This is a genomic window from Paenibacillus sp. CECT 9249 (assembly GCF_918697855.1).
In the GTDB taxonomy this organism is placed as follows: domain Bacteria; phylum Bacillota; class Bacilli; order Paenibacillales; family Paenibacillaceae; genus MSJ-34.
This window is the reverse complement of record NZ_CAKKLI010000004.1, coordinates 90792-115927: the sequence shown is the minus strand read 5'-3', so window position 1 is coordinate 115927 and position 25136 is coordinate 90792. Positions and strand designations below refer to the sequence as shown.

Below are 25136 nucleotides of genomic sequence, written 5' to 3'. Positions count from 1 at the left end.
AACAAAGAAGATCCGCCCTATGCAGGAAATTGCATAGGGCGGATCTTCTTGTCATTTCAACCGATTCACAGGCGCTTGACGCCGTCTTTGGTCACGATCGCGTATACTAACGGTTTGTTCCCGATCGGATCGGGCCCGATACGGTACGCCTCCAATACGCGCGCCGACGCTTCTTCGATTTTCCGTTCATCGTTTACATACAGTACGGCGAGCGTGTCCCCGGTTTGCACGGCATCGCCGATTTTGCGGCGCAATTCGATGCCGACCGCCAAATCGATGACCGATTCCTTCGTTTCCCGTCCTGCTCCGAGCACCATGGCCGCCGTGCCGATCTCTTCCGCTTGAATCGCTTGTACGATGCCCGCTTGCTTCGCCTTGACCTCCACCTGCTTGGCGGCGGCCGGCAATTTGTCGGTATGTTCGATTTGCGAGACGTCTCCGTCTTGCGCCGCGACAAGCTGCTTCAGCTTCTCAAACGCACTGCCGTCCGCGATATGCCGTTTCAGGATCGTGCGTGCCTCGTCTTCGTCCTTCGCCTGTCCGCCTAATACGAGCATATGCGCGCCGAGGAGCAAGCAGATCTCTTCCAGATCCCGCGGCCCCTTCCCGCGCAGCGTATCCACCGCTTCCTTCACTTCGAGAGCATTTCCGATCGTAAATCCTAACGGCTGATCCATATCGCTAATGACAGCTACCGTATTGCGGCCGACTTCGGTCCCGATATCGACCATCGCTTGGGCAAGCGCGATCGAATCGTCCAACGTTTTCATGAACGCCCCGCTTCCCGTCTTGACGTCCAGGACGATCGCATCGGCGCCCGCGGCAATTTTCTTGCTCATGACGGAACTGGCGATGAGCGGGATGGAATCGACGGTTGCCGTCACATCGCGCAATCCGTACAGCTTCTTGTCGGCCGGAGTCATATTGCCGCTCTGGCCGATGACGGCGACACCGATCTCGTTCACTTGCTCAAAAAACCGTTCCCGCGACAACTCGACCGAAAATCCGGCTATCGCCTCGAGCTTATCGATCGTGCCGCCGGTATGTCCGAGACCGCGGCCCGACATTTTGGCGACGGGAACGCCTGCGGCGGCCGCAAGCGGAGCGAGCACCAGCGTTACTTTGTCGCCGACGCCGCCGGTCGAATGCTTGTCCACTTTCACACCTTTGACCGGACTCAAATCGACCTGGTCGCCCGAACGCGCCATCTCCAGCGTCAAATCGGCCGTTTCGCGGGCTGTCATTCCTTTGAAATAAACCGCCATCGCCAACGCCGACATTTGATAGTCGGGAATACTGCCTTCGCTGTATCCGCGAACGAAAAACGCAATTTCTTCCGATGTCAATTCCCGTCCGTCTCTTTTCTTTTGAATAATTTCGACAGCTCTCATCTCGGTCACCTCATCGTATCGATTTTTGTCAGAAATATTATAACATTTTCCATTTAAGGATATACTTAGAATATCTTAGCGAAAGGGGTAAAAAGTCGATGGAGATTCAAATGAATGCTGAAGATGTATTAACCCGCATAAAGCAATTGCACGCTAACGGAGAAACATTGAGCAAAAAAAGCGTTAAAAAATCGTACCCGGATTTAATGCAAAACGCATTGTACTACTATCCGAGTTGGGAACATGCGTTACAGAAAACAGGCATTCGCTGACAGCGCAGCATATTATATTTCAAGCAACCGGCAGTCAAGAGCTGCCGGTTGTTTGCGTCATACGCGAGAAACGAGCGAACGGCCGAATATGCCGCTGCCGCCAAAGCAAACGCCTAATCCTAAAAGCCTTGACGCATCTTACATATGCGGAATCACGGCCAGCACCAGATTGAGGAACTTCTCCTTCACCAGCTCGGTCGTTTCCATCACTTCCTCATGCGACAACGGCTGGTCCAGTATGCCTGCCGCCATATTGCTGATGCATGAAATGCCCAGCACTTCGATGCCGGCATGTCTCGCCACGATGACTTCGGATACGGTGGACATGCCTACCGCATCCCCGCCCAATACGCGCAGCATGCGAATTTCCGCCGGCGTCTCATAGCTTGGCCCGAGCATTCCGGCATATACGCCTTCTTGCAGCGGGATTCCTTGCTCTTGGGCGATCCGCTTCGCCAATTCGCGCAATCGGCGGCTGTACGCTTCCGACATATCCGAGAAACGGACGCCGAGCGCATTATCGTTCGGGCCGATGAGCGGATTCCGTCCAGTCATATTCAAATGGTCCGCGATCAACATTAAATCGCCGGCGCGATAATCGGTGTTGACGCCTCCCGCCGCATTCGTCACCAGCAGCGACGAGATGCCGAGAGCTTTCATGACGCGAACCGGGAAAGCAGTCACTTCCGGGCCGTAGCCTTCGTACATATGGAATCGGCCTTTCATCATAACGACCGCGCGGCCTTGAATCTGCCCGATCAGCAATTCGCCCGCATGCCCCTCTACCGTAGACTGCGGGAAATGCGGAATTTCGTCGTACGAAATCGTAACTCCTTGTTCGATCAAGTCGGCCAAGACGCCGAGTCCCGATCCGAGAATCAGTCCGACCTCGGGCTTAAGCGGCGTCTTGGCGCGTATATAGGCGGCGGCTTCTTCGATCATGTTATAATTCAATGCTTGTGTCATGGTTTCCCCTCCGTAAAATGATCATCCTTCGTCTTCGTTAACGCAATTGGGATAGAAAACTGGTCCCGTTCCCCGGCGGGGCCACCTGGAAGTTGTCCGCGATCGTCGCGGCGACATCGGCGTACGTCGCCCGAACGCCGAGCGATGCCGGCTGCTTCAGCGACGGGCTGTACACGAGCAGCGGCACGTATTCGCGCGTATGGTCGGTTCCGGCATGCGTCGGATCGTTTCCGTGGTCCGCCGTAATCATAAGCAAATCATCCGGCCCGATCCGCTTCGTCAATTCGGGAACGGCGCGGTCGAATTCCTCCAGCGCCGCCGCATAACCGGCCGGGTCGCGGCGATGTCCGTACAGCGAGTCGAAATCGACCAAGTTTACGAACGCCAATCCTTGGAACGGCGAATCGAGAACGGCGAGCGTTTTTTGAATGCCGTCCGCGTTGCTCTTCGTCGGATGCGACGCCGTGACGCCTTCCCCGGAGAAGATGTCGTTAATTTTGCCGACCGAGATTACGTCCTTGCCGGCGTCCTTCAACGTATTCATCACCGTCGGCTCCGGCGGTTTCACCGCATAGTCGTGCCGGTTCGGCGTTCGCGTGAACGCTCCGGGCTTGCCGACATAAGGGCGGGCGATGACGCGGCCGACGGAAAACTCGGGACGCAACGTCAGCTTCCGCGCGATTTCGCATCCGCGGTACAACTCGTCGAGCGGTATGACGTCTTCATGCGCGGCGATCTGGAATACGCTGTCCGCCGACGTATAGACGATCCATGCGCCGGTGCGCATTTGCTCTTCCCCGTACTCGACGATGATCTCCGTTCCGGAGGCCGGTTTATTGCCGATCACTTTCCGTCCCGTTTCCCGTTCGAATTCGTCGAGCAGTTCCTGCGGGAACCCGTCCGGATAGGTATTGAACGGGGTGTCGATTTTCAGTCCCATAATCTCCCAATGTCCGGTCATCGTATCTTTGCCGACCGATACTTCGGCCATTTTCCCGTGATAGGCCGAAGGCGATTCGGCGGGATTCACATGAGGCAGCGGCGCTATATTGCCAAGCCCCATTCGCTCCATATTCGGGAGCCGCGTAGCGGGGACGCTCTCCATAATATGGCCGAGCGTATGCGCTCCCGCATCGCCGAAGTGCGCGGCATCGGGCAATTCGCCGATGCCTACGCTGTCCAGAACGATTACGCAAATTCGTTTAAACAAAGCTGTTCATCTCCTTCGTCTGTATGTCGAGCTATCTCGCGCCTGCGCGCGGATGCGCTTGCTCGTATACTTCCTTCATGCTCTTCTTCGCCATCTGCGTATAAATTTGCGTTGTCGATATGTCCGCATGTCCGAGCATTTCCTGAACCGAACGCAAATCCGCGCCGCCCGCAAGCAAATGCACGGCGAAGGAATGGCGCAGCGTATGCGGAGTAATATCGTGGACGATATCCGCTTCCCGCGCATGCTTTTTAATAATTTTCCAAAATCCTTGCCGCGTCAGCCTTGTGCCCAATTGATTGATAAACAGCGCCCGCTCCCCGCTTCTTCCCTTCAAGAGACTTTCCCGCGCACGCTCCAAATAAACGGTCAAACAGCGCGAAGCGACCCGCCCCAGAGGAACGATTCGTTCTTTGCCCTGATTGCCGATGCACCGTATAAAGCCCAAATCGGGATAAATATGATCGAGATCGAGCGAGATCAACTCCGAAACCCGAATGCCGGTCGCATATAACGTTTCGAGCATCGCCTTGTCGCGAATGCCTTGAACGGTATCGGGCTTTGGCGCTTCGAGCAGCCGTTCGATTTCTTCAACCGACAATACGACAGGCGCTTTCTTCACCAACTTCGGCGTTTCCAGATCAAACGCCGGATCCTGCTGGATGACTCTTTCTTTGATCAAATAATGAAAAAAAGAGCGGATCGATACAATGTTGCGGTTTAACGTCGCCGTAGCGCGTCCGCGCTGCTTCAATTCATACAAATATTGAACGATATCCGGCTTATGGATGTCGGACATCGACTCAACTTCTTTCTTTTCCTGCAAAAAATGCAGAAACTGCAGCAAATCGTTTTCATATGATTTCAAAGTGCTGCTGGACAGGCCTTTTTCCTCTTCGAGAAAATGCATGAAGGCTTGCAAATGTTCGTTCATCCGAAGAAAACTCCTAAACATTTTGTAGTTCTTGACATGCGTATTCCATCACGTCGACTTGGCATTTGAACAACCACATAATAGTAGTTCAACAACGATCGCCGATTTCCTGCCCGCAGCGCATTTTACTCTCCATACCAATAGAAAAGCCGCAGCCGGTCCGCCATCGTAGCGGCGGTTAAATCCTCCATCGGTACTTGCCGGAATACTTTGACCGCCTTGCCTTGAGGCTCGCGATAACGGTCGACAGGCGCAATCCAATCGCTCAGCAATCCGATTAAGTAAATCATCAAATAAGTCAATGCGACAAAAAGGATAAGAAACCGCAGCCGTTCCAACCATTTGCGCACGGAAACTACCATAACTCGCCCTCCGTAGCTTATTGAAATGAATTACCACATCGTATGAACATGTCCCGTAAATTATGCCGGTCAATGCGCACAAAAGACGGGTTGTTCGTTACGGCAACAGCGGTTCGTACGTTCGGCCGAGCGCCTGGGCGACCGCTTGATGCGTCACTTTGCCGTTATACGTATTGACGCCTTGCATCAAGGCGGCGTTCTCCCGGATTGCGCGTTCCACGCCTTTGCCGGCGATTTCCAACGCATAAGGCAATGTGGCGTTCGTCAGGGCGAACGTCGACGTATGGGGGACCGCGCCGGGCATATTCGCTACGGCATAATGGATGACGCCGTATTTCTCGTATACCGGATTGTCATGCGTCGTTACCCGGTCGATCGTCTCGATGGAACCGCCTTGGTCGACGGCGACATCGACGATGACGGCGCCTTTCTTCATCTTCGCCACCATCGCTTCGCTGACGAGCTTGGGCGCCCTCGCGCCGGGTACGAGCACCGAACCGATCAACAAATCGGCCCTTTGCGTTTCGCGCGCGATATGATACGGATTCGACATGACCGTCCGAATTCGGCCGCCGAAGATATCGTCCAAATAACGCAGCCGATCCGCGCTTCTTTCGACGATTGTAACGCTAGCGCCTAGGCCAAGCGCCATCTTGGCGGCATTCGTCCCGACCGTTCCGCCGCCGATGATGACGACGTCGGCAGGCGGCACTCCCGGCACGCCCCCAAGCAGCATGCCCCGCCCTCCGTAATACGCTTCTAAGAAACGGGCGCCGACCTGAACGGACATGCGTCCCGCCACTTCGCTCATCGGCGTAAGCAGCGGCAAGCCGCCGCCCGGAAGCTGAATCGTCTCATAAGCGATCCCCGTTACTTGGCTGCGGATCAACGCTTCCGCCAAAGCGTCCGCAGCAGCCAGATGCAGGAATGTGAACAATACTTGCCCTTTGCGGAAATAACCGTATTCTTCGGGCAGCGGTTCCTTCACTTTCATGATCATATCGGCCTGCGTCCATACGTCCGGAGCGGACGGTACGATGGCCGCCCCTTCCGCCGCATATTCGTCGTCGGCAAATCCGCTCCCCGCGCCTGCTCCCCGCTCGACCAGCACCTGATGGCCTGCGCCGCTTAGCGCGCTTGCTCCGGCCGGCGTCAACGAAACCCGGAACTCATTATTTTTTATTTCTTTCGGTATCCCGATCTTCATGCCTTTCGCTTCCTTCCTTATAACCGAATTCATGAACCGGATACTTCAACCTATGTTTGCAAACCCAGAATAACAACCGCTTTCTTTTCCTATTATACGTTCTCCAATCGGCCGCCCGATTATGTGTGATAGATGCCCGTTTCTCCGCCATGCCTTGATATGGCCGCGAATAGCAATCACAAAGCGGCTTTCGTCCACATAGAGTAAATGACGAGACGAAATTACGATATAAAGGCGGAGAAGAAATGCGTAAGCGTGATCGAATGTTAGCGATGATTCATGCCAAACCGTCCAAGCAAACGACGCGGCAACTTATCATTCTAAAAGACCGCAAAAGCTACTTCCAGTATATACGGCTCTTGAAAAAAAACGGAATAACCCCGATTAAAACAATTAAATCGCTGAATATGGTATGTTGCCACGTTGACCGCAATAAAGTTTCGCAAGTGGCCCAAAACCATTCCAAAATTCGGCGGGTCGAAGCCGATGTCAAAGCGAGGGCGCATGGTTTTCCAAAGCGGAAAGGAGCGCGCGTCAGCGGCTCCAGTACTCCTTGGGGCGTGCGCCGCATCGGCTCTCCGAGCGTATGGCCGCGTTCGACGGGAGAGAGTATCCGGATCGGCGTCATTGATACGGGCATCGGTCCGAACCCGGATCTGAAAGTTGCCGGAGGCATCAATACGATCAATCCGCGAAACTCCTTCCACGACGATAACGGACATGGGACTCATGTCGCCGGAACCGCGGCGGCGCGCGGCATAAACAGCGGTATAACCGGGGTGGCGCCCCGCGCCAAATTATATGCCGTTAAGGCGTTGGATCAGAACGGCAACGGCTTCGTTTCCGATATTATCGAAGGCGTCGAATGGTGTATCGATCGTCGCATGGATGTTATCAATATGAGTTTCGGCATTATCGGCAACAGTCCCGCTCTCCGTAGAAGCATACGCAGAGCGAATCGGCATGGTATCGTCGTCGTCGCATCGGCCGGCAATAACGGGTCCGATGCAACCCGCATCGACGAGCCCGCCAGATATCCGGAGACGATCGCCGTGGCGGCGTCCAACCGAAACAACAAAATCGCTTCCTTCAGCAGCCGCGGCCAAGAAGTCGACGTGGCCGCGCCCGGGGTCGACATTTTGTCGCTGAAGGTCGGCAAAGGGACGGGCACGCGCTCGGGCACGTCGATGGCCGCCCCTCACGTGTCCGGAAGCGCCGCATTGTTGCTGCGGCTGAATCCGCGCCTTTCGCCTTCGCAAATCCGCAACCTTCTCGCTTCCACCGCGCTCCATCTCAGCGGATCTTCGCGAAGAGCGCAAGGCAGCGGTCTTGTCCAAGCAGACCGCGCCGCAGACAGGGTGCATGCAAATCTGCATGCGGCGAAACCGCGGACGGTGAAGCTGCGCTCGCCGACGCTCCGCGCGAATGTAAGGAATCGCCGGCCCGCCAAACGCAAAAATCGGATATGAGAAGGCCCGACATGCATTCCGTCGGGCCTTCTCATGAGTGATAGAGGTCGTTACTCCTCCGATTTCGCTTTCGCATTGCAGCGATGGCAAATTCCTTGAAAATCGAGACGGTGATCGATCACCGTAAAATGAAATTCTTTCTCCAACCGTTCTTCGAGCGGCAATAGCCAATCTTCGCGAATTTCATCCATCGCGCCGCATTGCACGCATATCAAATGGTGATGATGATGTTTGCTGCTGTCCGTCCTTAAATCATACCGAGCCACACCGTCGCCGAAATTCAATTTCTCTACGACATGCAGCTCGCTAAGCAATTCAAGCGTACGATAGACGGTGGCCAAGCCGATTTCCGGCGCCTTGTCTTTTACCAACATAAACACATCTTCCGCGCTCAGATGATCGTCCTCGTTCTCCAACAGCACCCTCACCGTCGCTTCGCGCTGCGGCGTCAATTTATAGCCTTGCGACTGAAGCTGCTGTTTTATTTTCTCGATTCGTGCTTCCATCTGTACGCCCCCTTTTGCCGGCATTCACGCGTTCCTTTATCATTGCTTTCATTATAGGGGGATAACGCAATTAAAGTCAAACATTTTGCTAGATTCGTACCATGGCCACGCTCTCAAGCAGCATCGGCGCAACCCATCGCATCATAACAGGAGAAACCCACGCTTCGAACAAGGCGATGCCGACCATCGCGACGGCCATCGTCAGCGTTAATGCGGAGTATGACACAAACGGCTGCTTGATCTGCCCTCTGCGCTGCGTGAGCACCCGGTTTCTGAGCATGTACAGCGAAAAGCCGATCGCCGCTACACTGCTTATAATAATGCCCGGTATGACGATAATATTTTGCGGAGCGACCGACACAAGCGCGAACAACAATCCCTTCCACGAATATTGCCCGACGAAATACCCGACGGTAAAGCCGACAAGCACCCCTTTCAAAAAATCAAGCACTAGGATGAACGGAAGCCCAACCACGGACAGTCCCAAAATCCAAATGATCGCAATCCACTTCACATGGCCCATCGCGGTATCCCAAAACGCGCTCTCTCCGCTCACCCCTCCTTGATCGACGGTGCTGAAAAAGTGGCCCAAATAACGGCCGAGTTCCTGCTGTTGGTCCAGGGACAGCGCGTTCACCATCAGCGATCCGAACACGACGCCTACGACGAATAAGACGGACACAAAAACATACAAAATCATCTGATCTTTCAAATAGTTGCGCAGCGGCTGCATCCGTTTTCCGGCTCCTCTCTTCTTGTCTATTTCTATTAAAATATGAGAGAAGCGGCCAAACTATGACCTTTACGAGCGAAGGACTTTGCCGTATGAGCCTCCGCCGCCGGAAGAGATGCCCAGCGTGCCGTTGCGCGCTTGAATAATATGCTCCGCGATTTGCTCGCCGACGATGCCGCTAATTTCCGCAAGTTCCGCCCGGTGCAGGATGTTCATCTCGGTGCCGAATCGCGCGAGCAGCGCGTTCAACTTGCTTTTGCCCAATCCGGGGATGAAGTCGAGCGGAACTTGATAACGGTATGGCGGCCGATGCGCGGGCACCCGCGGCGTTTCCCTGTCGGCGATATAGAGAATGCGGTCCAGCACCCCATGCACCAGCTTGACGCTGCCGCAATACGGACAGCGGACATGCGCATGCTCCCGCTCGTCGATAATGGAGTCGCACTGGATGCATGAGGAACGATGGTATTTGCCGAGCCGCGGGTTCAAACCGTAGTTGGCGGCAATCCGCCGGCCTTCCCTCCCCGCGAGCGCAAGGCGGAATTCGGCGAACGTTGGCTCACGCAGCAGAAGTTCGTTATATTCCCGCCCGATTTTCCCAAGCGAATGCGCATCCGAGTTCGTCAACAACGGATACGGATCCAGTTCGGCAATATAGCCGGCCATTTCCGAATCCGCGCTCAAGCCGAGTTCGGCTCCCGCGATCAAGTCCGGATGAAGCAGATCCGCCATACGGGTCGAGGCGCTTCCGTAAATCCCTTTATGCGGCGTGAAAATATGTGCCGGAACGAACAATCCGCCGCGCGCGGCGACTTCCTCCTGCAGCCTTCTTGCCGGCACGTAAATGCGTTGCGAGCTGAGCTCCACATTTTTCATATGCTGCGACATCCAGAGCGTAAATTCCCGTATCGTCTCAAGCTTGGCGAAGTAGACCAGCACATGCGCTTCGCCCATTCCCGGATCGCGCACTTCAATTTCGCTGCCGAGCAGAATCGTCGTATCGCGGTAGCGGATGCCGCCGTCCTGAAGCTCATGCATTTCGCCGTTGTCGAGACAGCGGATAATATCGTCTTGCACCGACGGCGCATGGCAATCGATTATGCCGATCAATTCGATCCCTTTGCGTTCCGACGCTTCGTGCGCGATATTCGCGAACGTAAGATCTTTGCTGCCGCTAATTTTGACCGCATTGCCCTTGCCGGTTCTTCCGATATGAATATGCAAATCGGCATAGAACGAACGCAATCCCGCTTTATTGCGAGCCTGCGATCCTTCCCGCTCCGAACGGTTCGGCATCGATTCTTGGCCGCTCATGATCCGATCTGCCCCGTCAACCGGTATATCTGCCAAGCGTATACCGCCAATATCGTTTTCGCGTCGCTAATTTTCCCTTCGGCGATATATTGCTGCGCCTCTTCGAGCGTAAGGCTTTCGCATTCGAGAAATTCGTCCTCGTCCAGCCGCATGGCGCCCGGAACCAACCCTTCCGCAAGATACAAATGGATGATTTCGTCGGCAAATCCCGGGGACGTATAGAAGGAGTTGATGAGCCGCAGCGATTCGCAGCGGTAGCCCGTCTCTTCCTCCAATTCGCGCTCGGCCGCGCGATGCGGCTCTTCTCCCGGATCCAGCTTGCCCGCCGGAATTTCCACTTCGCTTCTGCCCAGCGGCTTCCGGTATTGCTCGACGACGATCATTCGGTCGTCATGCAGCGCGAGCACGGCTACCGCGCCCGGATGCTTCACAATTTCCCTCGTCGCCTGCTTCCCGTTCGGCAGCGTTACCGTATCGACTTGCAGCGATATGATATTTCCTTGAAAGATTTTCTCGGTCTTAATCGTCTTTTCTTCGAATTTTCGATGATTGTTCACAGCTTGCACCTCCAATGGCAATTCTACGTTGTTGCCGGTTCGCATAACTTGTCCAAACATAGCATACGTTGTTATTATATCAAATCCGGGCAAGAGAAGGAGACTTTCGTATGAAAAGTTATATCGCGTCCAACCAAATGAGGCTTGTAGGCAAAGCATGGGAAATACGCCATCATCTCCGGCAATGGGCGAAACGGAGCGGACCGAACGCCAGCCTGCGGCGCGAATTGGAACGCCGATTGGGGCCTGAAAGGCGATAGCCCCTCCATGATTGCATTTTCCGGCGCTTTCCTGTATTCTGTTATTAAACTGAACAGTCAGATTATTAGGAAAGAGGTCGATGTCATGGCCAGACGACGGCCGGAGGAAACGGAACAAACGAAAAGCGTCATCATTCAATGCGCCAAAGAATTGTTCAGCCAAAAAGGCTACGGCGCCGTCTCGATGGAAGAAATCCGCATCCGCTCCGGTATCAGCAAAGGCAGCATTTACTATCACTTTAAGAGCAAAGAACAGTTGTTTATTACTTTGTTGGACATCAACATGAACGAATGGATCGATAAGTGGAATGCGATTTCCGCCCCGCTTCGAACCGAAACGGAACGGCTCTACCGTTTGGCGGAACATTTCGCGGATGACTTTAACAATCCGTTGATGAAAGCCGGAGAGGAATTCACCGGCAGCCGCGGAGCCGATCCGGAAGTGCTGGATTCCATTATACAAATCTCTTACATGCCAAGACCGATTTTCATCAAAGTGTTGCAGGATGGCATGAACGCCGGCGAGTTTAAACAGGACGACGCGGACGAGTTGACCGATATTTTGTTCGGCATGCTTGCAGGTGTTGGGTCAATCTTAATAAGAGAGCCGTCCTATGATAAAGTAGTGGCGTTGCATCGCAAGGCGATCGACGTTTTTTTAAACGGAATCAGGCCCTAACAGCGCTTTTTCCGTTTTATTTTTGCAATTAATTAAACTGAATGGTCAGATTAATTGTGACGAAAGGGGATCATGTATGAAATCACTTATCCAAAACAAAGTATTTCGAATCGTAGCAATAGCCGACCTCATCCAACAATTGGGCATTTGGATTCGAAACATCGCAATACTGTTCTACGTGATGGAACAAACAAATAACGACCCTGTAGCCGTATCTTTGATTACCGTATTTCAATTATTGCCGATCTTTCTATTCTCGATCGTCGGCGGAACGCTGGCGGACCGCTGGAATCCGAAGAAAACGGTCATCGCAGGCGATTTGTTGAGTTCCGCTTCGATCGCCGTTATTTTGATTTGTATCGTCTCTGGCATATGGCAAGCGGCATTCGTCGCTACGGTCGTTTCCGCTGTCGTCAGCCAATTTTCTCAGCCTTCTTCGGCGATCTTGTTCAAACGGCATATTCCCGATGCGCAAGTCGGGATTGCGATCGGCATCACGCAAGGGTTGATGTCCATATTTCTCATCGTCGGGCCGATGATCGGAACGTTGATCTATACTTCGCTCGGCATTCATTACTCGATGATCGCGTTAATGATTTTGTTTGCATCCGCGGCGCTCATTCAGTTCGCCCTCCCCCCTTCGCCCCGCGATTCGTCCGAGACGTCTTCTTCGTTAATCCGCGATATGCGCGAAGGACTCGTCTATGTTCTCAATCATCGCAACTTGACGGTGTTGGCTGTCGTGATGGCGCTGTTCGGACTCGGGATCGGCCTCATCGAACCGTTGGACGTTTACATTTTAATGGAACGGCTTGGATTGGAAAAAGAAAGTTTGCAATGGTTTTACGCTTTGGCGGGAATCGGGCTTCTAATCGGCGGCGCCGTTGCGGCGGGAAGCTCGGAATGGCTGCGCTCGCATGCCAAGCTTGTCATGTTTGCCGGCATTTTGGCGCTGGCGGCGTCGATTGCCGTGGAGGTGCTGTCCCGTTCCGTTGTGCTGACGGGATCGATGCGTTTTCTGGTCGGCATGATCCAAGCTTTTTTTCAAATCGTGATGAACATGTTTATGATCCAATGGGTCGAAGAGAAATATGTCGGGCGGACGAGCGGCATTCTTGCTCCGATTATTACGGGAGGCATTCTGCTCGGGTCCGCCTCGTCCGGGTTCATTATGAAATCGACGTCCCTCATGACGGCATATTTTGTGTCCGCCGCAATGATCGCCATCGCCGCGTTGTACTCGTTAAAATTTAAAATATCGGAAGCCTCCGACAATCCTACCGCTGCGCAAACCGCCGACGGAAAAAGATCGGCTCTGTAAGCTGCGATCAACAAAAGGACTGAGCGCCCGCTCAGTCCCGCATATTTCTACCGTCGCTTCGCCGTTTCCCGCACGATCGCCACGACCATCTCGGCTGTCTTCACCAAGTTTTCGATCTTGATGCGTTCATTGGTCGTATGGATGTCCTCGTAACCGACGGCCAAATTGACGGTCGGAATGCCCATCCCGTTAAAAATGTTGGCATCGCTGCCGCCTCCGGTCTGGAACGTGCTCGGCTGCCTGCCGATGCTCGCGATCGCCGCGGACGTGAGTCGGACGACCTCATCGTCATCCGTAAGGCGGAATGCCGGGTATGCGAGATTGCTTATAAATTCGGCGCGCGCGCCGAATTCCGCCGCCGCGGATTCCAGCGCTTCCTTCATCGCCGCCAGTTGGCGGTCGAGCTTAGCCTGCTCCATGCTGCGCGCCTCGGCGTCAATCTTCACGAAATCGCACACGATATTCGTGGCGCCGCCGCCTTCGAAGCGTCCGATATTAGCGGTTGTGTCCTTATCGATGCGGCCAAGCGACATCCGCGAAATCGCCTTGCTTGCCACCTGCACCGCGCTGATTCCATCCTCGGGGTTGACGCCGGCATGCGCCGATTTCCCGAATACTTTCATCGTAATTTCCGCCCGCGCCGGAGCGGACACGGCAATTTCGCCAATTTCGCCGTTGGAATCGAGCGCAAAGCCGAATTTCGCTTCCAGACGATTGCGGTCGATTGCGCGCGAGCCTACCAGACCTAATTCTTCCCCAACCGTAATGACAAACTGTATTTTGCCGTGCGGTATGTCCTGTTCCCGCAGCACTCGAATCGCTTCGAGAATCGCGGCCAAACCGGCTTTATCGTCCGAGCCCAGGATCGTTGTGCCGTCGCTGCGTATGTACCCGTCCGCGCCGATAACCGGTTTGATGCCTTGGCCAGGGGCCACCGTGTCCATATGGGCCGTGAAGAACACGGTCGGGACGTCCGACTGTCCCGGCGTCGCTTCCAGGACGGCGAATAAATTGCCCGCCCCGTGCCCGGTGCGCGCAGCGGTATCGTCCTCATCGACGGATAGGCCGAGTTCGTTGAACTTTTCGATTAATGCATCGCATATGGCCCGTTCGTTTCGCGTTTCGCTGTCGATCTGCACCAGTTCAACAAGTTGTTGCACAATTCGGTCTTGCACGATCATGCGACTTTCCTCCAATCGACCAGATAGGTTACAATAGATTTGTCCGATGTTATTCTTGGACCGCATGCCTAACTTCAAAACTTCCGTATTATATTGCAAAGGAGAAACGTTCATGAATAAAAGAAGAAAATTTTGGTTCCGTCTCGTCATTTACTTAATGCTGCTCGCCATGGTCGTATCCACATTGCTGATTCTGGTCGAACCGCTTTTATACTAGTCCGCCTTCGATCACAGGTTCGTAACCGAACACTTCGACGAAGCAGGGCAGCAGTTCCCTTGCCACATCCTGCACGGCGAATCGCTGCCCGGTACAATCCTCAAGCGATGTGACGCCGTATTCCTCGATCCCGCACGGAATGATTCCGGTGAAGCCTTCATGCTGAATCCCCGATGCAACGTTAAAGGCGAACCCATGGCTCGTAATAAACCCTCGGCGCTGCCGGCGCTTATTGAATTTGACGCCAATGGCGGCAATCTTCTCGTTGCCGACCCAAACGCCGGTATATTCCGGCTTGCGCCCGCCTGTAATGCCGAATTTCGCCAAGTAATTGATAATGACTTGCTCCAAGTTCCGCAAATATCCGTGCAGATCCATATTCTCGGCGTCGAGCGCAAGCAGCGGATAGCCGACGAGTTGCCCCGGCCCGTGATACGTAATATCGCCTCCGCGATCGATTTCGAATACCGCGATGCCTTTATCGCGCAATTGTTGTTCGTTCCAGAGCAGATGCTCGGGATGCTTCTGCGAACCGATCGTAAAGGTGGCCGGATGCTGCAAGAGCAGCAGCGTCTCATTCCGCTTCGCTCCGTCGATTTCCTTGACTAGAGATTTCTGCATCTCCCAAGCTTCCGCATAATCGAGTAATGGAAAATAGCTTACGTCCAATTGCTTGCTCATCTTCGCTGCACGTTCCTTCCTTTTAATACAATTGCGTATCGAGGTCGTAGCTTTCCAGATTGTCTTTCAAGCGCTGCAGGAAACGGCCGCAAATGACGCCGTCCAAAATCCGGTGATCCAATGATAAGCAAATGTTCGCCATCGAGCGAACGGCGATCATATCGTTGATCACGACAGGCTTCTTGACGATCGATTCGAAGGTTACAATCGCCGCCTGCGGGTAGTTGATAATCGGATAAGATAAGATGGATCCGAACGAACCGGTGTTGTTCACCGTAAACGTTCCGCCTTGCATATCGTTAATCGACAGCTTGCCTTCCCGCGTTTTCTTCGCCAATTCGTAGCTTTCGCGCGCCAATCCGGCGATGTTCATTTGATCCGCTTTTTTAATGACAGGCGTCAACACCGAATCCTCCGTACCGACGGCGAGCGATAAATTGATATCGCGTTTCACGATAATTTTGTCAACCGCCCACACCGAATTCATAATCGGATAATCTTTAATGGCGTTGACGACCGCTTTAAGGAAAAAGGCGAGATAAGTCAAATTAACGCCTTCATTGCGCATAAATTCGTCTTTATATTTATTTCTTAATAATACCAAATTCGTGACGTCCGCTTCGATCATCGTCCAAGCATGCGGAATTTCCGCAACGCTTTGGCGCATTCGGGTAGCGATCGTATTCCGGATTGGGGTAACGTCGATAAAGTATTCTCCCCGACCTCCGCCGAAGTTGTTCTGGCCCTCTACTTCAATATGCGGAATTTTCGGCGTTTCGGACAAATGCAGCCCGGAATGGCGCACAGGGGCTTTGGCGGCTAACGCCATTTCGTCGATCCCCGCGGAAGCGGCCGGCGCACCCGCGAATCCGCCGGCGGCAGAGCCGGCATGCGTTGGCGCCGGAGCCGGTTTGCCGTTTTCAATGTAGCTCAAAACGTCTTTGCGCGTAATTCGTCCCCCCAATCCCGTTCCGGGGACTTGCCGCAAATCGATGCCGTGCTCGGCTGCCAGTTGCTGAACCGCCGGCGAATATCGACTGCGCATGCTCTGATCGCCGCCCTTCGGAGCCGCGGAAGCGGCAGGCGGCGCGATTGCCGTTTGCGCCTCGCCTTCATGATTCCCTCCGGCCGTTTCGATGACACAGATCGGCGTGCCGACATCGACCGTTTGGCCCTCTTCGACCCAAATTTCTTTCAAAACGCCGGTTACCGTCGAAGGCAGCTCCGCATTCACTTTATCGGTGATCACTTCGCACACCGGCTCGTACTGCTCGACCGTATCGCCCGGCTTTTTCAGCCATTTGCCGATGGTAGCCGAGACAAGGGATTCCGCGAACTGCGGCATGGCAACTTCTACTAGCCCTTTATTCGATGACATGTTACTCAACTCCTTTATTTGGCTGTTCGAACCTGTTCGGATCCGAACCGTCCTAGAACAATGCAAGCTCCCGCATTGCTTCTTTCACTTTGTCCTTGTTCAACATATAAAATTTCTCCAATGGCGGACTGATCGGCATCGCCGGCACATCCGGCCCGCATAGCCGCTTAATCGGAGCGTCCAAATCGAACAGCAGTTCCTCGGCGATGATGGCCGACACTTCGGCTCCTACCCCGCCGGTTTTATTGTCCTCGTGAACGATCAGCACCTTGCCCGTTTTCTTCACCGCTTCCAGAATCGCCTCTTTATCGAGCGGCTGAAGCGTGCGCAAATCCAATATATGCGCGCTGATTCCTTCCTGCGCAAGCTCGTCCGCCGCCTGCATCGCGAAATGCAGCGGTAAGCTGTAGCCGATGACCGTAATGTCCGTCCCTTCGCGAATGACGTTCGCTTTGCCGATCGGCACAATATAATCCGTGTCCGGAACGTCGCCTTTAATCAGCTTGTAGCATTTTTTATGCTCGAAGAAGAGTACCGGATCCGGGTCGCGCACCGCCGCTTTCAACAATCCTTTGGCGTCGTATGCCGAATAAGGAGCGACGATCTTCAAGCCGGGCGTGCCGAAAAATACCGATTCCGTACATTGCGAATGATATAAACCGCCAAATATGCCGCCCCCGATCGGAGCGCGGATCACTACCGGGCAACTCCAATCGTTGTTGGAACGATAGCGGATTTTCGCCGCCTCGCTTATGATTTGATTCGTGGCCGGGAACATAAAATCGGAGTATTGCATTTCCGCGATCGGCTTCATGCCGTACATGGCCGCGCCAATCGCAACGCCCGCTATCGCCGACTCGGAGAGCGGAGTATCCAGCGCCCGCATCTCGCCGAATTGCTCCTGCAAGCCTTTCGTCGTTGTGAAGACGCCTCCCTTCAACCCGACGTCTTCGCCGAGCACGAACACATCCTCGTCGCGTTCCATCTCTTCCTTCATGGCGAGGCGAATCGCATCGATATACTCTATAACCGCCATGCCTATTCCCCTCCTCTATCCGCATAAACGTGCAGCAGCATATCTTCCGGCTTCGGAAACGGCGCCTTGTCCGCATAATCCGTCCCCTCGTTCACTTCTTGCTGCAACCGGGCCTGCAATTCTTCATCGCGCTTCTCGTCCCAAATGCCGCATTCGATCAAATATTGCTTAAAACGGGGAATCCCGTCCTTGGCCCGGTAAGAATCGACCTCTTCCTTCGTCCGGTACACCAAATCGTTATCCGATGTCGAATGGGGCGAAAGCCGGTACATCATCGCTTCGATCAACGTCGGCCCTTCCCCGCGAAGCGCCCGTTCGCGCGCTTCTTTCACGACGCGGTACACTTCCAGCGTGTCGTTGCCGTCGACGCGTACGCCCGGAAATCCGTAACCGAGAGCCCGATCGCTAATTTTCCCGCTCACTTGCTTATGCAGCGGCACGGAAATCGCGTATTGATTGTTCTCGCACATAATAACGACTGGGAGCTTATGAACCCCGGCAAAATTGCATCCTTCATGAAAATCGCCCTGGTTGCTGGAGCCTTCGCCGAATGTGACGAAAGAAACGAAATTTTGCTTTTTCATTTTGGCCGCCAACGCGAAACCGACGGCATGCGGCAGTTGCGTCGTCACCGGGCTTGAGCCCGTTACGATGCGCAGCCGTTTGCAGCCGAAGTGGCCCGGCATTTGCCGGCCGGCGCTGTTCGGATCCTCCGCCTTGGCGAAGACGGAAAGCATCAGTTCGCGGACCGTCATGCCGACGGAGAGGACGAACCCGTAATCGCGGTAATACGGCAAGAAATAATCGTGCTCGCGGTCCAATGCGAATGCCGCGGCAACTTGCGCGCATTCCTGCCCGATTCCCGATACGTGAAAATTGATTTTCCCCGCACGCTGCAATAGCAGCGTACGTTCGTCGAATTTCCGGGCGAGCAGCATATATTTGTACATTTCAATCACTTGCTCGTCAGTTAAACCGAGCTGCTCATGCTTCGTTTGTTGTTGTTCGATCGTTTTTTGATTCATGGAGATACCTCCTTTGTTTGAAACCCAATGTTGGTATTATAACCTGGTACTAAGACTTGGGTTTAAACTCATTATACTCTCTTTCCGCCAAAAAAGAAAATGAACTTTTTTACGATTTCGCTTCCGTTAAATATTAATCGACTTTCCGTCAAGCGCAAGCATCGTTTCTCCGATAATTTCGGACAAGGTAGGATGAGGATGGATAGATTGTCCCACTTCCCACGGCGTCGCGTCCAAAATTTGCGCCAACTGCGCTTCCGAGATCAAATCGGTCACATGCGGGCCGATCATGTGTACGCCGAGAATATCGTTCGTGTTCCTGTCGGCGATTACTTTGACGAACCCGTCGCTATCGCCGTATACGAGCGCCTTGCCGATGGCGGAGAACGGCACTTTCGCTTTCTTCACGGCATGCCCCCGCTCCAAGGCTTGCTTCTCGGTCCAGCCGACGGACGCCACTTCCGGACGCGAATAGATGCAGCGCGGAATCAAATGATGCGCATAAGACTGCACGGCTTCCCCGTTCAAATGCTTTACCGCCAATATGCCTTCATGCCCGGCGGCATGCGCCAGCTGCAAACCGCCGTTCACGTCGCCCACGGCGTAAATATGCGGCTCCGTCGTTTGCATCGAGCCGTTGACAAGAATGACGCCGTCACGCACTTGAATATCGGTATTCTCTAAGCCGATATGCTCCACATTCGCCTGGCGGCCGATCGAGACAAGCAGCTTGTCCGCTTTCAACGTTGCAGGCTGCCCTTCATGCGAAGCCTCGATTACGATTTGCCCGTTGTCGGTTCGATATGTATCCGCAGCCACAGCCGCGTTCGTGAGCACCTTGACTCCGCGCCGGGACAGCAACCGCTGCAATTCGCGCGCAATATCTCCGTCTTCGGCCGGCAGCAACTGCGGAGCCGCTTCGACGATCGTTACGCTAACGCCGAAATCGCATAGCATTGACGCCCATTCCACGCCGATTACGCCGCCGCCGATGATGACGATGGATTCCGGAATCTCGCTCATTCGCAGCGCGTCGTCGCTGGACATGACATGGACGCCGTCGAAAGGCAAGCCCGGCAGTTCGCGCGGACGGGACCCTGTCGCGATAATCAAATTGGTTGAAACGACCGTTTCCATCTCGCCGTCGGCTAGCTCCACGGCCAATGCGCCGCTCTTCGGCGAGAAGATCGACGGTCCGATAATGCGACCTTTCCCTTGCAGTACGTCGATCTTATTTTTGTTCATTAAATATTGCAAACCGCGATGCAGTTGATCGACGATGTTCTGTTTCCGTTCCGCAACTTTGCCAAAGTCCAAACGAACGCCATCCGTAACGATGCCGTACTGCTCGCTCTCCTTCATCGCAGCGAACAATTCGGCGCTTCGCAAATAGGATTTGCTTGGAATGCAGCCGCGATGCAAGCAAGTTCCTCCCAACAAATCCTTCTCGATAATGGCAACCGTCTTCCCCGCTTGAGCGGCGGATATGGCCGCCGTATAACCGCCGATTCCTCCGCCGAGTACGGCAACGTCGTAAGTAAGAGTCATACATCAAACCTCCCATAATCGTGTCGTTGAACCAATTGCTACATCGGCATCGAACAAATCCCGTTTCGGAACATTGGCCTTGTCCATGCCGTGAGTGAAGTTCTTCATTTCATTCGTTAATACTTATTCGTTGCTTATCCACCTATTGTACAACTTTTTTATGTTGAATAAAAACACCGGCCATCGTTAGACAACATTTTGCAAAAAGAGTATGATAGACGTATCAAAATTTCAGTTGAGCGAGGTCGGACATGAAATTAGTTGTTTCACGGTTTATCGCCATTTTGTTATTGGTGATTCCCGGCATCGTTGCCGCCTACGGTTTTTTATTGATGAAAGACAGCCTTTTCTTCTATTTCGCGCAGCACGGCGACGAATCGGCCGTGCCGGATTTCGAATGGCTGAAGTTCCTCGGCGGGCTTGTCCTGTTCTTCGGCGGCGTCTTTTTTATCGGAGGATGGATTTTTTTCCGGGACCGCAAGCGCAATTACGTTGCGCCGCGCTTTAAAGCAAAGCGAACGAGACCACAAGGAAAATGACAGCGCTGCTGGGCCGGCAAATACCAACGCAGCGCTTCCTTATTAGCGGTATTTCCTGCCGTTAATTTGTTTAGCTGATATGTGGAGCGTTAAATAGCGGTATTTCATGGAGCTAATTTCGAAAATTTGCGGCGTTTCATCGAATAGCAAGGGATTAGCGCCGGGTTTTCCATCTAATGATCGTTTTATGCGAACATGACACGAATTAGCGGTAGAAATTGGAGTTACGTATACGATGGACGTAAAACGCACTGCAGTCCGCAGCACCGAACCGACCGCATCCACTCGAACCGCCGCTATATAGCTCCAAACGAAACATAAGACCGTCTAACGGGATCTACCCGTTGGCGGTCTTATCTTCTTTCGCGCGGCATTCACGCGCGGTACAATCCGGATTGCTTCAACCCGGCGAAAAACTCCGCGAACTGCTCAAGCGTCAATTGCTGCTCCGCGTCGGACAGCGCGCTGGCCGGATCGGGATGCGTCTCAACCATGACGCCGTCGGCGCCGGCGGCAAGCGCCGCTTTCGCGCATGGGAGCATAATATCTTTGTACCCGGTCGAATGGCTGACGTCGACGAGCACGGGCAAATGGCTCTTCTGCTTCAACAGCGGCACGGCCGAAATGTCCAGCGTGTTCCGCGTCCATTTCTCGTAAGTGCGAATGCCCCGTTCGATCAGCATCACTTGCGTATTGCCGCGCGAGACGATATATTCGGCGGCAAGCAGAAACTCTTCCATCGTCGCGGCGATTCCCCGTTTCAGCAGCACCGGCATGCGCATATCGCCGGCCGCCTTGAGCAATTCGAAGTTCTGCATGTTGCGCGCACCGATCTGAATGACGTCGATATATTGCGCCGCCGTTTCGATATGGGCCGGATGCACGATTTCGCTGATCGTGACGAGGCCGAATTCATTGGCCACTTCCCGCAAAATTTGCAGCCCTTCGACGCCGAGACCTTGGAAATCGTACGGCGACGTCCGCGGCTTGTAAGCGCCGCCCCGCATAATGCGAACGCCGTTCTCCTTCAGCGCCGCCGCCACTTTGCGGGTTTGCTCGTAGCTTTCCACCGAACACGGGCCGGCCACGAGGCAGTTCGCACCGCCGCCGATTACCGCGTCCTTAATATGCAGAACCGTGTCAACGCTTCGCGCTTCCCGGCTGACAAGCAGCGTGCGCTTGCTTTTCGCCGGCTTCGCCGCTGGGGCCAAAGCCGGGAACGACTGCCGTAACGTCGCGGCGACTTCGTCCTCGTGCACGGAGCGTACAGCCAGCTCATCGCCGGTTTGCGCGCGTTCGATTTCGCGCATCGTCGCTTCGCGCCGGTTCAAAATATGAATTAATTCCAAATCTATATGATTTAATTGTTCCTGTAACGTTTCCAGCATCATGTCCGTATTCATCGTTTCCAACTCCTTTAATTTCTTTCAACGAAAACAAAAAATCCCCGTCCGCAAAGGGACGAGGAATCGTGGTACCACCCTAATTAACACCCGTTGTTTACGTGAGCTTACGGCATATCGCCGGCTCCAGACGGTTGTTCACTCTGACACGGTAACGGCGTGCGAACCGGAACGCCTCTACTCGTACGGCAACCGACCGGTCAAGAAGCCGCCGCCTTTCAAGGGCCAACTCGGGAGCGAACTTCGGCTGCTCTTTCCACTCGCGCGCTCTCAGTCTCCGGCAGCGCGATCCCTGGCTTAGGACGTCCCAGCTTACTCTTCTCCGTCATCGTCATTTCATGTATTAATGCTTAATATAAACAAAGTTACGCTGCATTGTCAATTGTTTTTTCGCCTAATTCGGTCAAAATCGCTTACAAACGTTAAAAACGCCGCATCGTAAACGGCTGCTACAACCGTTTATGATGCGGCGAATCAAGTACTTAAAGCATTATGTAATTGCTCTTTTTATGCCCTTGGCGATCAACTCACCTTATGCTCGATCCGCAGCTTGTCGGCCACCATCGCGATGAACTCGCTATTGGTCGGTTTCGACTTCGAAATGTTGATCGTATAGCCGAATAAATGCGAAATCGAGTCGATATTGCCGCGCGTCCAAGCGACTTCAATCGCGTGGCGGATCGCACGTTCGACGCGACTCGGCGTCGTTTTGAATTTTTCGGCGATGGCCGGGTACAGCGTTTTCGTAATCGCGCCGAGTATTTCAATGTTGTTGTACACCATCGTAATCGCCTCGCGCAAATATTGATACCCTTTAATATGCGCCGGCACTCCGATTTCATGGATAATCGAAGTAATATTAGCGTCCAAGTTTTTCCCTTTGCCCATTGGAACCACGTTCGACTTAGGAGATGAAACGATCGGCGTGCCGACCGAAGCCATCGTTACCGTTCCGATCAATTGCCGCACACGGTTCGCAAGCACTTCCAAATCAAAAGGTTTGAGGATGTAATACGAAGCGCCGAGCTGTACCGCTTTTTGCGTAATATTTTCCTGGCCGAAAGCCGTCAGCATGATGACTTTAGGCTGCGGAGTCAAATTCATGGCGCGCAATCTTTCGAGAACGCCAAGCCCGTCCAAATGCGGCATGATGATATCCAAAATAATGACGTCGGGCGCTTTGCGCGATTCTTCAATGAGGCGCAGCACTTCTTCGCCATTATAAGCGATGCCAGTAACCACCATATCCCCCTGTTCCGAAATATATTCCGCCAATAAATTCGTAAATTCTCGGTTGTCGTCCGCTAACAATACTTCAATCTTTTGCACTACTGGATCCTCCTTCATCTGTTTAAATTCAATCTTGCTTTTTTTCCTGTCCAGAAAAAGAAATTCGACATCACCCAGTAAATTCCTCCTGTCGAAAATTATTTTTCTTTATTTTTTCTAAAAAATATTTTATAATAATAATTTTATTACATGTTCCAACTTTTTTCGTTTCCATTCGACAAAAAATGAAAAAAGCTTCATACCGAAGCCTTTCCGTGTGACCATATAAAAGAGGTTTGCCCGATGGAACAAATCCCCCTGAAAGGGGGATCACATTACGATGCCTTATCTTTGGCGTTGCCGGAATTTTTGATCATAATGCCCGCATCCTGCAGCATCCATTCGATAAAACAACCGTAACCCGATTTCGGATCGTTGACGAAGACATGAGTGACGGCGCCGATTAATTTGCCGTTTTGAATGATCGGGCTCCCGCTCATCCCCTGTACGATTCCTCCCGTCTTTTCCAACAAGCGCGGATCGGTAATGCGGATCACGAGCCCTTTCGTGGCCGGAGTCGTTTGACGGGTTACATGAACGATCTCGATATTGTAGCGTTCGACTTGTTGGCCCTCGACGACCGTTAGTATTTGCGCCGGACCTTCCTTTACTTCCTCCGCGAAGGCGACAGGAATCGGTTTTTTAAACAAGCTGTGTTCGGGATTGGCTTTCATCTTGCCGAAGATGCCAAATGGCGTGTTGCGCTCGATCTCACCCAAAACTTTCGTTTCTTTCAGAAAATGGGCTCGTTTTTCCCCCGGTTCCCCGTCTTGGCTCTTGGAAATCGAAGTAACGTTCGATTGAACGATTTCGCCTTTGCCGACTACGATCGGCGTTTGGGTGTCCATATCGGTAATGACATGCCCGAGCGCTCCGAACGCTCCTTGATCCGGCGCATAGAATGTTAGCGTTCCTACTCCCGCAGCCGAATCGCGGATATACAATCCGAGGCGCCATGCCTTATCCTTCGTATCGTAAGCGGGGGTTAGCTTCGTCTTGATTTCTTGGCCGTCGCGCAAAATGGTCAATTCGAGCGGCCTGTTCTTCTTGCCCGCTTCTTCCACAAGAGCGGCGACTTTGGACACATCGTTCAATGGAACGCCGTCGATCCGGGTAATCAAATCCCCAAGTTTAATATTCGCATCTTCGCCTGGCGACACTTTACGGTCTTTGTCGGCCGCAACCAAATGGTGACCGACGACCAAAATGCCGGCGGATTTCACCTTTACCCCGATCGTTTGTCCGCCGGGAATGACTTTCAAATCGGGAACGACGTTCACTTTGACCGTTTTGAACGGAATTTTGCCGAATAATTTCAGCTTTAATTCCGCTTGGCCGCTTTGCGCCGTCTGCAAATGAATCGGCTTGTTCAACGAGACGTTGAACGATGGCCCCGCCGCTCCGTTCACCTGCACGACATCCGGGCGATCCAGACTGGCTTGCGCCTGAACGGGAATGGAGAGCATCAAATCCTTGTGCTGTCCGGTAAAAAGGCGTACTTCGCTCGGAAAGGTGGCAAAGTTCTGAAACGGTGTCGTCGTGGTAAGTATGCATACGGAAAAAACAAGTAAAAGACCGATGAATCTTTTCCTAACGGTGGAATTCAAGATGTCACGCT

26 protein-coding genes are annotated in these 25136 nt (G+C 53.4%); 7 read left to right on the top strand and 19 right to left on the bottom strand.

The features are described 5' to 3' along the window. Nucleotides 1-65: 65 nt before the first annotated feature. Nucleotides 66-1391, bottom strand: a complete 1326-nt coding sequence (locus LQ229_RS05540; RefSeq protein ID WP_216539806.1) for a pyrimidine-nucleoside phosphorylase — start codon at nucleotides 1389-1391, stop codon at nucleotides 66-68. Between the two features lie 98 nt (nucleotides 1392-1489). On the opposite strand from LQ229_RS05540, the gene LQ229_RS05535 reads away from it, so the two are divergent. After that, nucleotides 1490-1663, top strand: a complete 174-nt coding sequence (locus LQ229_RS05535; protein ID WP_216539805.1) for a hypothetical protein — start codon at nucleotides 1490-1492, stop codon at nucleotides 1661-1663. A gap of 138 nt (nucleotides 1664-1801) precedes the next feature. On the opposite strand, the gene LQ229_RS05530 is transcribed toward LQ229_RS05535, so the two are convergent. From LQ229_RS05530 to ald, 5 genes are all read right to left on the bottom strand, one after another. Then, a complete protein-coding gene (locus tag LQ229_RS05530) occupies nucleotides 1802-2629 on the bottom strand; it encodes a purine-nucleoside phosphorylase (RefSeq protein ID WP_230191139.1) in 828 nt (275 codons plus the stop codon). 37 nt (nucleotides 2630-2666) lie between these two features. Then, a complete protein-coding gene (gene deoB, locus LQ229_RS05525; RefSeq protein ID WP_230191138.1) occupies nucleotides 2667-3839 on the bottom strand; it encodes a phosphopentomutase in 1173 nt (390 codons plus the stop codon). Between the two features lie 31 nt (nucleotides 3840-3870). Then, a complete protein-coding gene (gene xerD / locus LQ229_RS05520; RefSeq protein WP_216539802.1) occupies nucleotides 3871-4773 on the bottom strand; it encodes a site-specific tyrosine recombinase XerD in 903 nt (300 codons plus the stop codon). Nucleotides 4774-4898: 125 nt separating this feature from the next. Then, nucleotides 4899-5135 carry a YqzK family protein gene (locus LQ229_RS05515; RefSeq protein WP_216539801.1) on the bottom strand — a complete coding sequence of 79 codons (237 nt, stop codon included), beginning with the start codon at nucleotides 5133-5135 and terminating at the stop codon, nucleotides 4899-4901. A 97-nt stretch (nucleotides 5136-5232) separates the two neighbouring features. Beyond that, the gene (gene ald, locus LQ229_RS05510) at nucleotides 5233-6342 is read right to left on the bottom strand and encodes an alanine dehydrogenase (protein ID WP_216538730.1); all 1110 of its coding nucleotides are present in this window, start codon (nucleotides 6340-6342) and stop codon (nucleotides 5233-5235) included. Nucleotides 6343-6605: 263 nt separating this feature from the next. Between ald and LQ229_RS05505 the strand changes: the two genes are divergently transcribed. After that, a complete protein-coding gene (locus LQ229_RS05505) occupies nucleotides 6606-7811 on the top strand; it encodes a S8 family peptidase (protein ID WP_230191137.1) in 1206 nt (401 codons plus the stop codon). Nucleotides 7812-7861: 50 nt separating this feature from the next. Here the strand turns inward: LQ229_RS05505 and LQ229_RS05500 are convergent, their stop codons facing one another. The 4 genes from LQ229_RS05500 to LQ229_RS05485 form a co-directional block, all read right to left on the bottom strand. Continuing rightward, on the bottom strand, nucleotides 7862-8317 hold the full coding sequence (locus tag LQ229_RS05500) for a Fur family transcriptional regulator (protein WP_216538732.1): 456 nt from the start codon (nucleotides 8315-8317) through the stop codon (nucleotides 7862-7864). 88 nt (nucleotides 8318-8405) lie between these two features. Then, the gene (spoIIM, locus tag LQ229_RS05495; RefSeq protein ID WP_230191136.1) at nucleotides 8406-9050 is read right to left on the bottom strand and encodes a stage II sporulation protein M; all 645 of its coding nucleotides are present in this window, start codon (nucleotides 9048-9050) and stop codon (nucleotides 8406-8408) included. A gap of 69 nt (nucleotides 9051-9119) precedes the next feature. Further along, complete coding sequence (locus LQ229_RS05490) at nucleotides 9120-10346, bottom strand: endonuclease Q family protein (RefSeq protein ID WP_230191199.1); 1227 nt, start codon at nucleotides 10344-10346, stop codon at nucleotides 9120-9122. Between the two features lie 14 nt (nucleotides 10347-10360). Next, the gene (locus LQ229_RS05485) at nucleotides 10361-10966 is read right to left on the bottom strand and encodes an NUDIX hydrolase (protein ID WP_230191198.1); all 606 of its coding nucleotides are present in this window, start codon (nucleotides 10964-10966) and stop codon (nucleotides 10361-10363) included. A 65-nt stretch (nucleotides 10967-11031) separates the two neighbouring features. On the opposite strand from LQ229_RS05485, the gene mciZ reads away from it, so the two are divergent. The 3 genes from mciZ to LQ229_RS05470 all read left to right on the top strand — a co-directional run bounded on the left by mciZ (nucleotide 11032) and on the right by LQ229_RS05470 (nucleotide 13181). Beyond that, entirely contained in the window at nucleotides 11032-11181 is a 150-nt protein-coding gene (gene mciZ / locus LQ229_RS05480; RefSeq protein WP_230191135.1) for a Z-ring formation inhibitor MciZ, read from the top strand. Between the two features lie 85 nt (nucleotides 11182-11266). After that, nucleotides 11267-11860 (top strand): TetR/AcrR family transcriptional regulator, encoded by a 594-nt coding sequence (locus LQ229_RS05475; RefSeq protein WP_230191134.1) that lies wholly within the window; start codon nucleotides 11267-11269, stop codon nucleotides 11858-11860. A gap of 76 nt (nucleotides 11861-11936) precedes the next feature. Then, nucleotides 11937-13181 (top strand): MFS transporter, encoded by a 1245-nt coding sequence (locus tag LQ229_RS05470; protein WP_230191133.1) that lies wholly within the window; start codon nucleotides 11937-11939, stop codon nucleotides 13179-13181. A gap of 47 nt (nucleotides 13182-13228) precedes the next feature. On the opposite strand, the gene LQ229_RS05465 is transcribed toward LQ229_RS05470, so the two are convergent. After that, on the bottom strand, nucleotides 13229-14362 hold the full coding sequence (locus LQ229_RS05465) for a M20/M25/M40 family metallo-hydrolase (protein WP_216538737.1): 1134 nt from the start codon (nucleotides 14360-14362) through the stop codon (nucleotides 13229-13231). A 112-nt stretch (nucleotides 14363-14474) separates the two neighbouring features. On the opposite strand from LQ229_RS05465, the gene prli42 reads away from it, so the two are divergent. Then, the gene (prli42, locus tag LQ229_RS05460) at nucleotides 14475-14579 is read left to right on the top strand and encodes a stressosome-associated protein Prli42 (RefSeq protein WP_216538738.1); all 105 of its coding nucleotides are present in this window, start codon (nucleotides 14475-14477) and stop codon (nucleotides 14577-14579) included. Here prli42 and lipB read toward each other — a convergent pair. The 5 genes from lipB to lpdA all read right to left on the bottom strand — a co-directional run bounded on the left by lipB (nucleotide 14571) and on the right by lpdA (nucleotide 20247). After that, nucleotides 14571-15260, bottom strand: coding sequence for a lipoyl(octanoyl) transferase LipB (gene lipB / locus LQ229_RS05455; protein WP_230191132.1), 690 nt, complete (start codon nucleotides 15258-15260; stop codon nucleotides 14571-14573). The two genes, prli42 and lipB, sit on opposite strands and share 9 nt — an antisense overlap. Nucleotides 15261-15282: 22 nt before the next feature. Beyond that, entirely contained in the window at nucleotides 15283-16638 is a 1356-nt protein-coding gene (locus LQ229_RS05450) for a dihydrolipoamide acetyltransferase family protein (protein ID WP_230191131.1), read from the bottom strand. 52 nt (nucleotides 16639-16690) lie between these two features. Then, the gene (locus LQ229_RS05445; RefSeq protein ID WP_216538741.1) at nucleotides 16691-17674 is read right to left on the bottom strand and encodes an alpha-ketoacid dehydrogenase subunit beta; all 984 of its coding nucleotides are present in this window, start codon (nucleotides 17672-17674) and stop codon (nucleotides 16691-16693) included. Between the two features lie 2 nt (nucleotides 17675-17676). Further along, entirely contained in the window at nucleotides 17677-18699 is a 1023-nt protein-coding gene (locus LQ229_RS05440) for a thiamine pyrophosphate-dependent dehydrogenase E1 component subunit alpha (RefSeq protein ID WP_230191130.1), read from the bottom strand. Between the two features lie 126 nt (nucleotides 18700-18825). After that, the gene (gene lpdA, locus LQ229_RS05435; protein ID WP_230191129.1) at nucleotides 18826-20247 is read right to left on the bottom strand and encodes a dihydrolipoyl dehydrogenase; all 1422 of its coding nucleotides are present in this window, start codon (nucleotides 20245-20247) and stop codon (nucleotides 18826-18828) included. Nucleotides 20248-20498: 251 nt separating this feature from the next. Between lpdA and LQ229_RS05430 the strand changes: the two genes are divergently transcribed. Beyond that, the gene (locus LQ229_RS05430; RefSeq protein ID WP_216538744.1) at nucleotides 20499-20786 is read left to right on the top strand and encodes a DUF2627 domain-containing protein; all 288 of its coding nucleotides are present in this window, start codon (nucleotides 20499-20501) and stop codon (nucleotides 20784-20786) included. A 374-nt stretch (nucleotides 20787-21160) separates the two neighbouring features. Here the strand turns inward: LQ229_RS05430 and LQ229_RS05425 are convergent, their stop codons facing one another. The 3 genes from LQ229_RS05425 to spoIVB all read right to left on the bottom strand — a co-directional run bounded on the left by LQ229_RS05425 (nucleotide 21161) and on the right by spoIVB (nucleotide 25125). Further along, nucleotides 21161-22189: a bifunctional 3-deoxy-7-phosphoheptulonate synthase/chorismate mutase gene (locus LQ229_RS05425; RefSeq protein WP_216538745.1), complete on the bottom strand. Its 1029-nt coding sequence runs from the start codon at nucleotides 22187-22189 to the stop codon at nucleotides 21161-21163. 522 nt (nucleotides 22190-22711) lie between these two features. Further along, nucleotides 22712-23518 carry a sporulation transcription factor Spo0A gene (gene spo0A / locus LQ229_RS05420; protein WP_230191128.1) on the bottom strand — a complete coding sequence of 269 codons (807 nt, stop codon included), beginning with the start codon at nucleotides 23516-23518 and terminating at the stop codon, nucleotides 22712-22714. Nucleotides 23519-23793: 275 nt separating this feature from the next. Then, nucleotides 23794-25125: a SpoIVB peptidase gene (gene spoIVB, locus LQ229_RS05415; RefSeq protein WP_230191127.1), complete on the bottom strand. Its 1332-nt coding sequence runs from the start codon at nucleotides 25123-25125 to the stop codon at nucleotides 23794-23796. Between the last annotated feature and the right edge of the window lie 11 nt (nucleotides 25126-25136).

Coding starts and splice junctions, on each gene's coding strand:
- LQ229_RS05540 (WP_216539806.1), bottom strand. CDS start 1,391: ATGAGAGCTGTCGAAATTATTCAAAAGAAAAGAGACGGACGGGAATTG.
- LQ229_RS05535 (WP_216539805.1), top strand. CDS start 1,490: ATGGAGATTCAAATGAATGCTGAAGATGTATTAACCCGCATAAAGCAA.
- LQ229_RS05530 (WP_230191139.1), bottom strand. CDS start 2,629: ATGACACAAGCATTGAATTATAACATGATCGAAGAAGCCGCCGCCTAT.
- xerD (WP_216539802.1), bottom strand. CDS start 4,773: ATGAACGAACATTTGCAAGCCTTCATGCATTTTCTCGAAGAGGAAAAA.
- LQ229_RS05515 (WP_216539801.1), bottom strand. CDS start 5,135: ATGGTAGTTTCCGTGCGCAAATGGTTGGAACGGCTGCGGTTTCTTATC.
- ald (WP_216538730.1), bottom strand. CDS start 6,342: ATGAAGATCGGGATACCGAAAGAAATAAAAAATAATGAGTTCCGGGTT.
- LQ229_RS05505 (WP_230191137.1), top strand. CDS start 6,606: ATGTTAGCGATGATTCATGCCAAACCGTCCAAGCAAACGACGCGGCAA.
- LQ229_RS05500 (WP_216538732.1), bottom strand. CDS start 8,317: ATGGAAGCACGAATCGAGAAAATAAAACAGCAGCTTCAGTCGCAAGGC.
- spoIIM (WP_230191136.1), bottom strand. CDS start 9,050: ATGCAGCCGCTGCGCAACTATTTGAAAGATCAGATGATTTTGTATGTT.
- LQ229_RS05490 (WP_230191199.1), bottom strand. CDS start 10,346: ATGCCGAACCGTTCGGAGCGGGAAGGATCGCAGGCTCGCAATAAAGCG.
- LQ229_RS05485 (WP_230191198.1), bottom strand. CDS start 10,966: ATGCGAACCGGCAACAACGTAGAATTGCCATTGGAGGTGCAAGCTGTG.
- mciZ (WP_230191135.1), top strand. CDS start 11,032: ATGAAAAGTTATATCGCGTCCAACCAAATGAGGCTTGTAGGCAAAGCA.
- LQ229_RS05475 (WP_230191134.1), top strand. CDS start 11,267: ATGGCCAGACGACGGCCGGAGGAAACGGAACAAACGAAAAGCGTCATC.
- LQ229_RS05470 (WP_230191133.1), top strand. CDS start 11,937: ATGAAATCACTTATCCAAAACAAAGTATTTCGAATCGTAGCAATAGCC.
- LQ229_RS05465 (WP_216538737.1), bottom strand. CDS start 14,362: ATGATCGTGCAAGACCGAATTGTGCAACAACTTGTTGAACTGGTGCAG.
- prli42 (WP_216538738.1), top strand. CDS start 14,475: ATGAATAAAAGAAGAAAATTTTGGTTCCGTCTCGTCATTTACTTAATG.
- lipB (WP_230191132.1), bottom strand. CDS start 15,260: ATGAGCAAGCAATTGGACGTAAGCTATTTTCCATTACTCGATTATGCG.
- LQ229_RS05450 (WP_230191131.1), bottom strand. CDS start 16,638: ATGTCATCGAATAAAGGGCTAGTAGAAGTTGCCATGCCGCAGTTCGCG.
- LQ229_RS05445 (WP_216538741.1), bottom strand. CDS start 17,674: ATGGCGGTTATAGAGTATATCGATGCGATTCGCCTCGCCATGAAGGAA.
- LQ229_RS05440 (WP_230191130.1), bottom strand. CDS start 18,699: ATGAATCAAAAAACGATCGAACAACAACAAACGAAGCATGAGCAGCTC.
- lpdA (WP_230191129.1), bottom strand. CDS start 20,247: ATGACTCTTACTTACGACGTTGCCGTACTCGGCGGAGGAATCGGCGGT.
- LQ229_RS05430 (WP_216538744.1), top strand. CDS start 20,499: ATGAAATTAGTTGTTTCACGGTTTATCGCCATTTTGTTATTGGTGATT.
- LQ229_RS05425 (WP_216538745.1), bottom strand. CDS start 22,189: ATGAATACGGACATGATGCTGGAAACGTTACAGGAACAATTAAATCAT.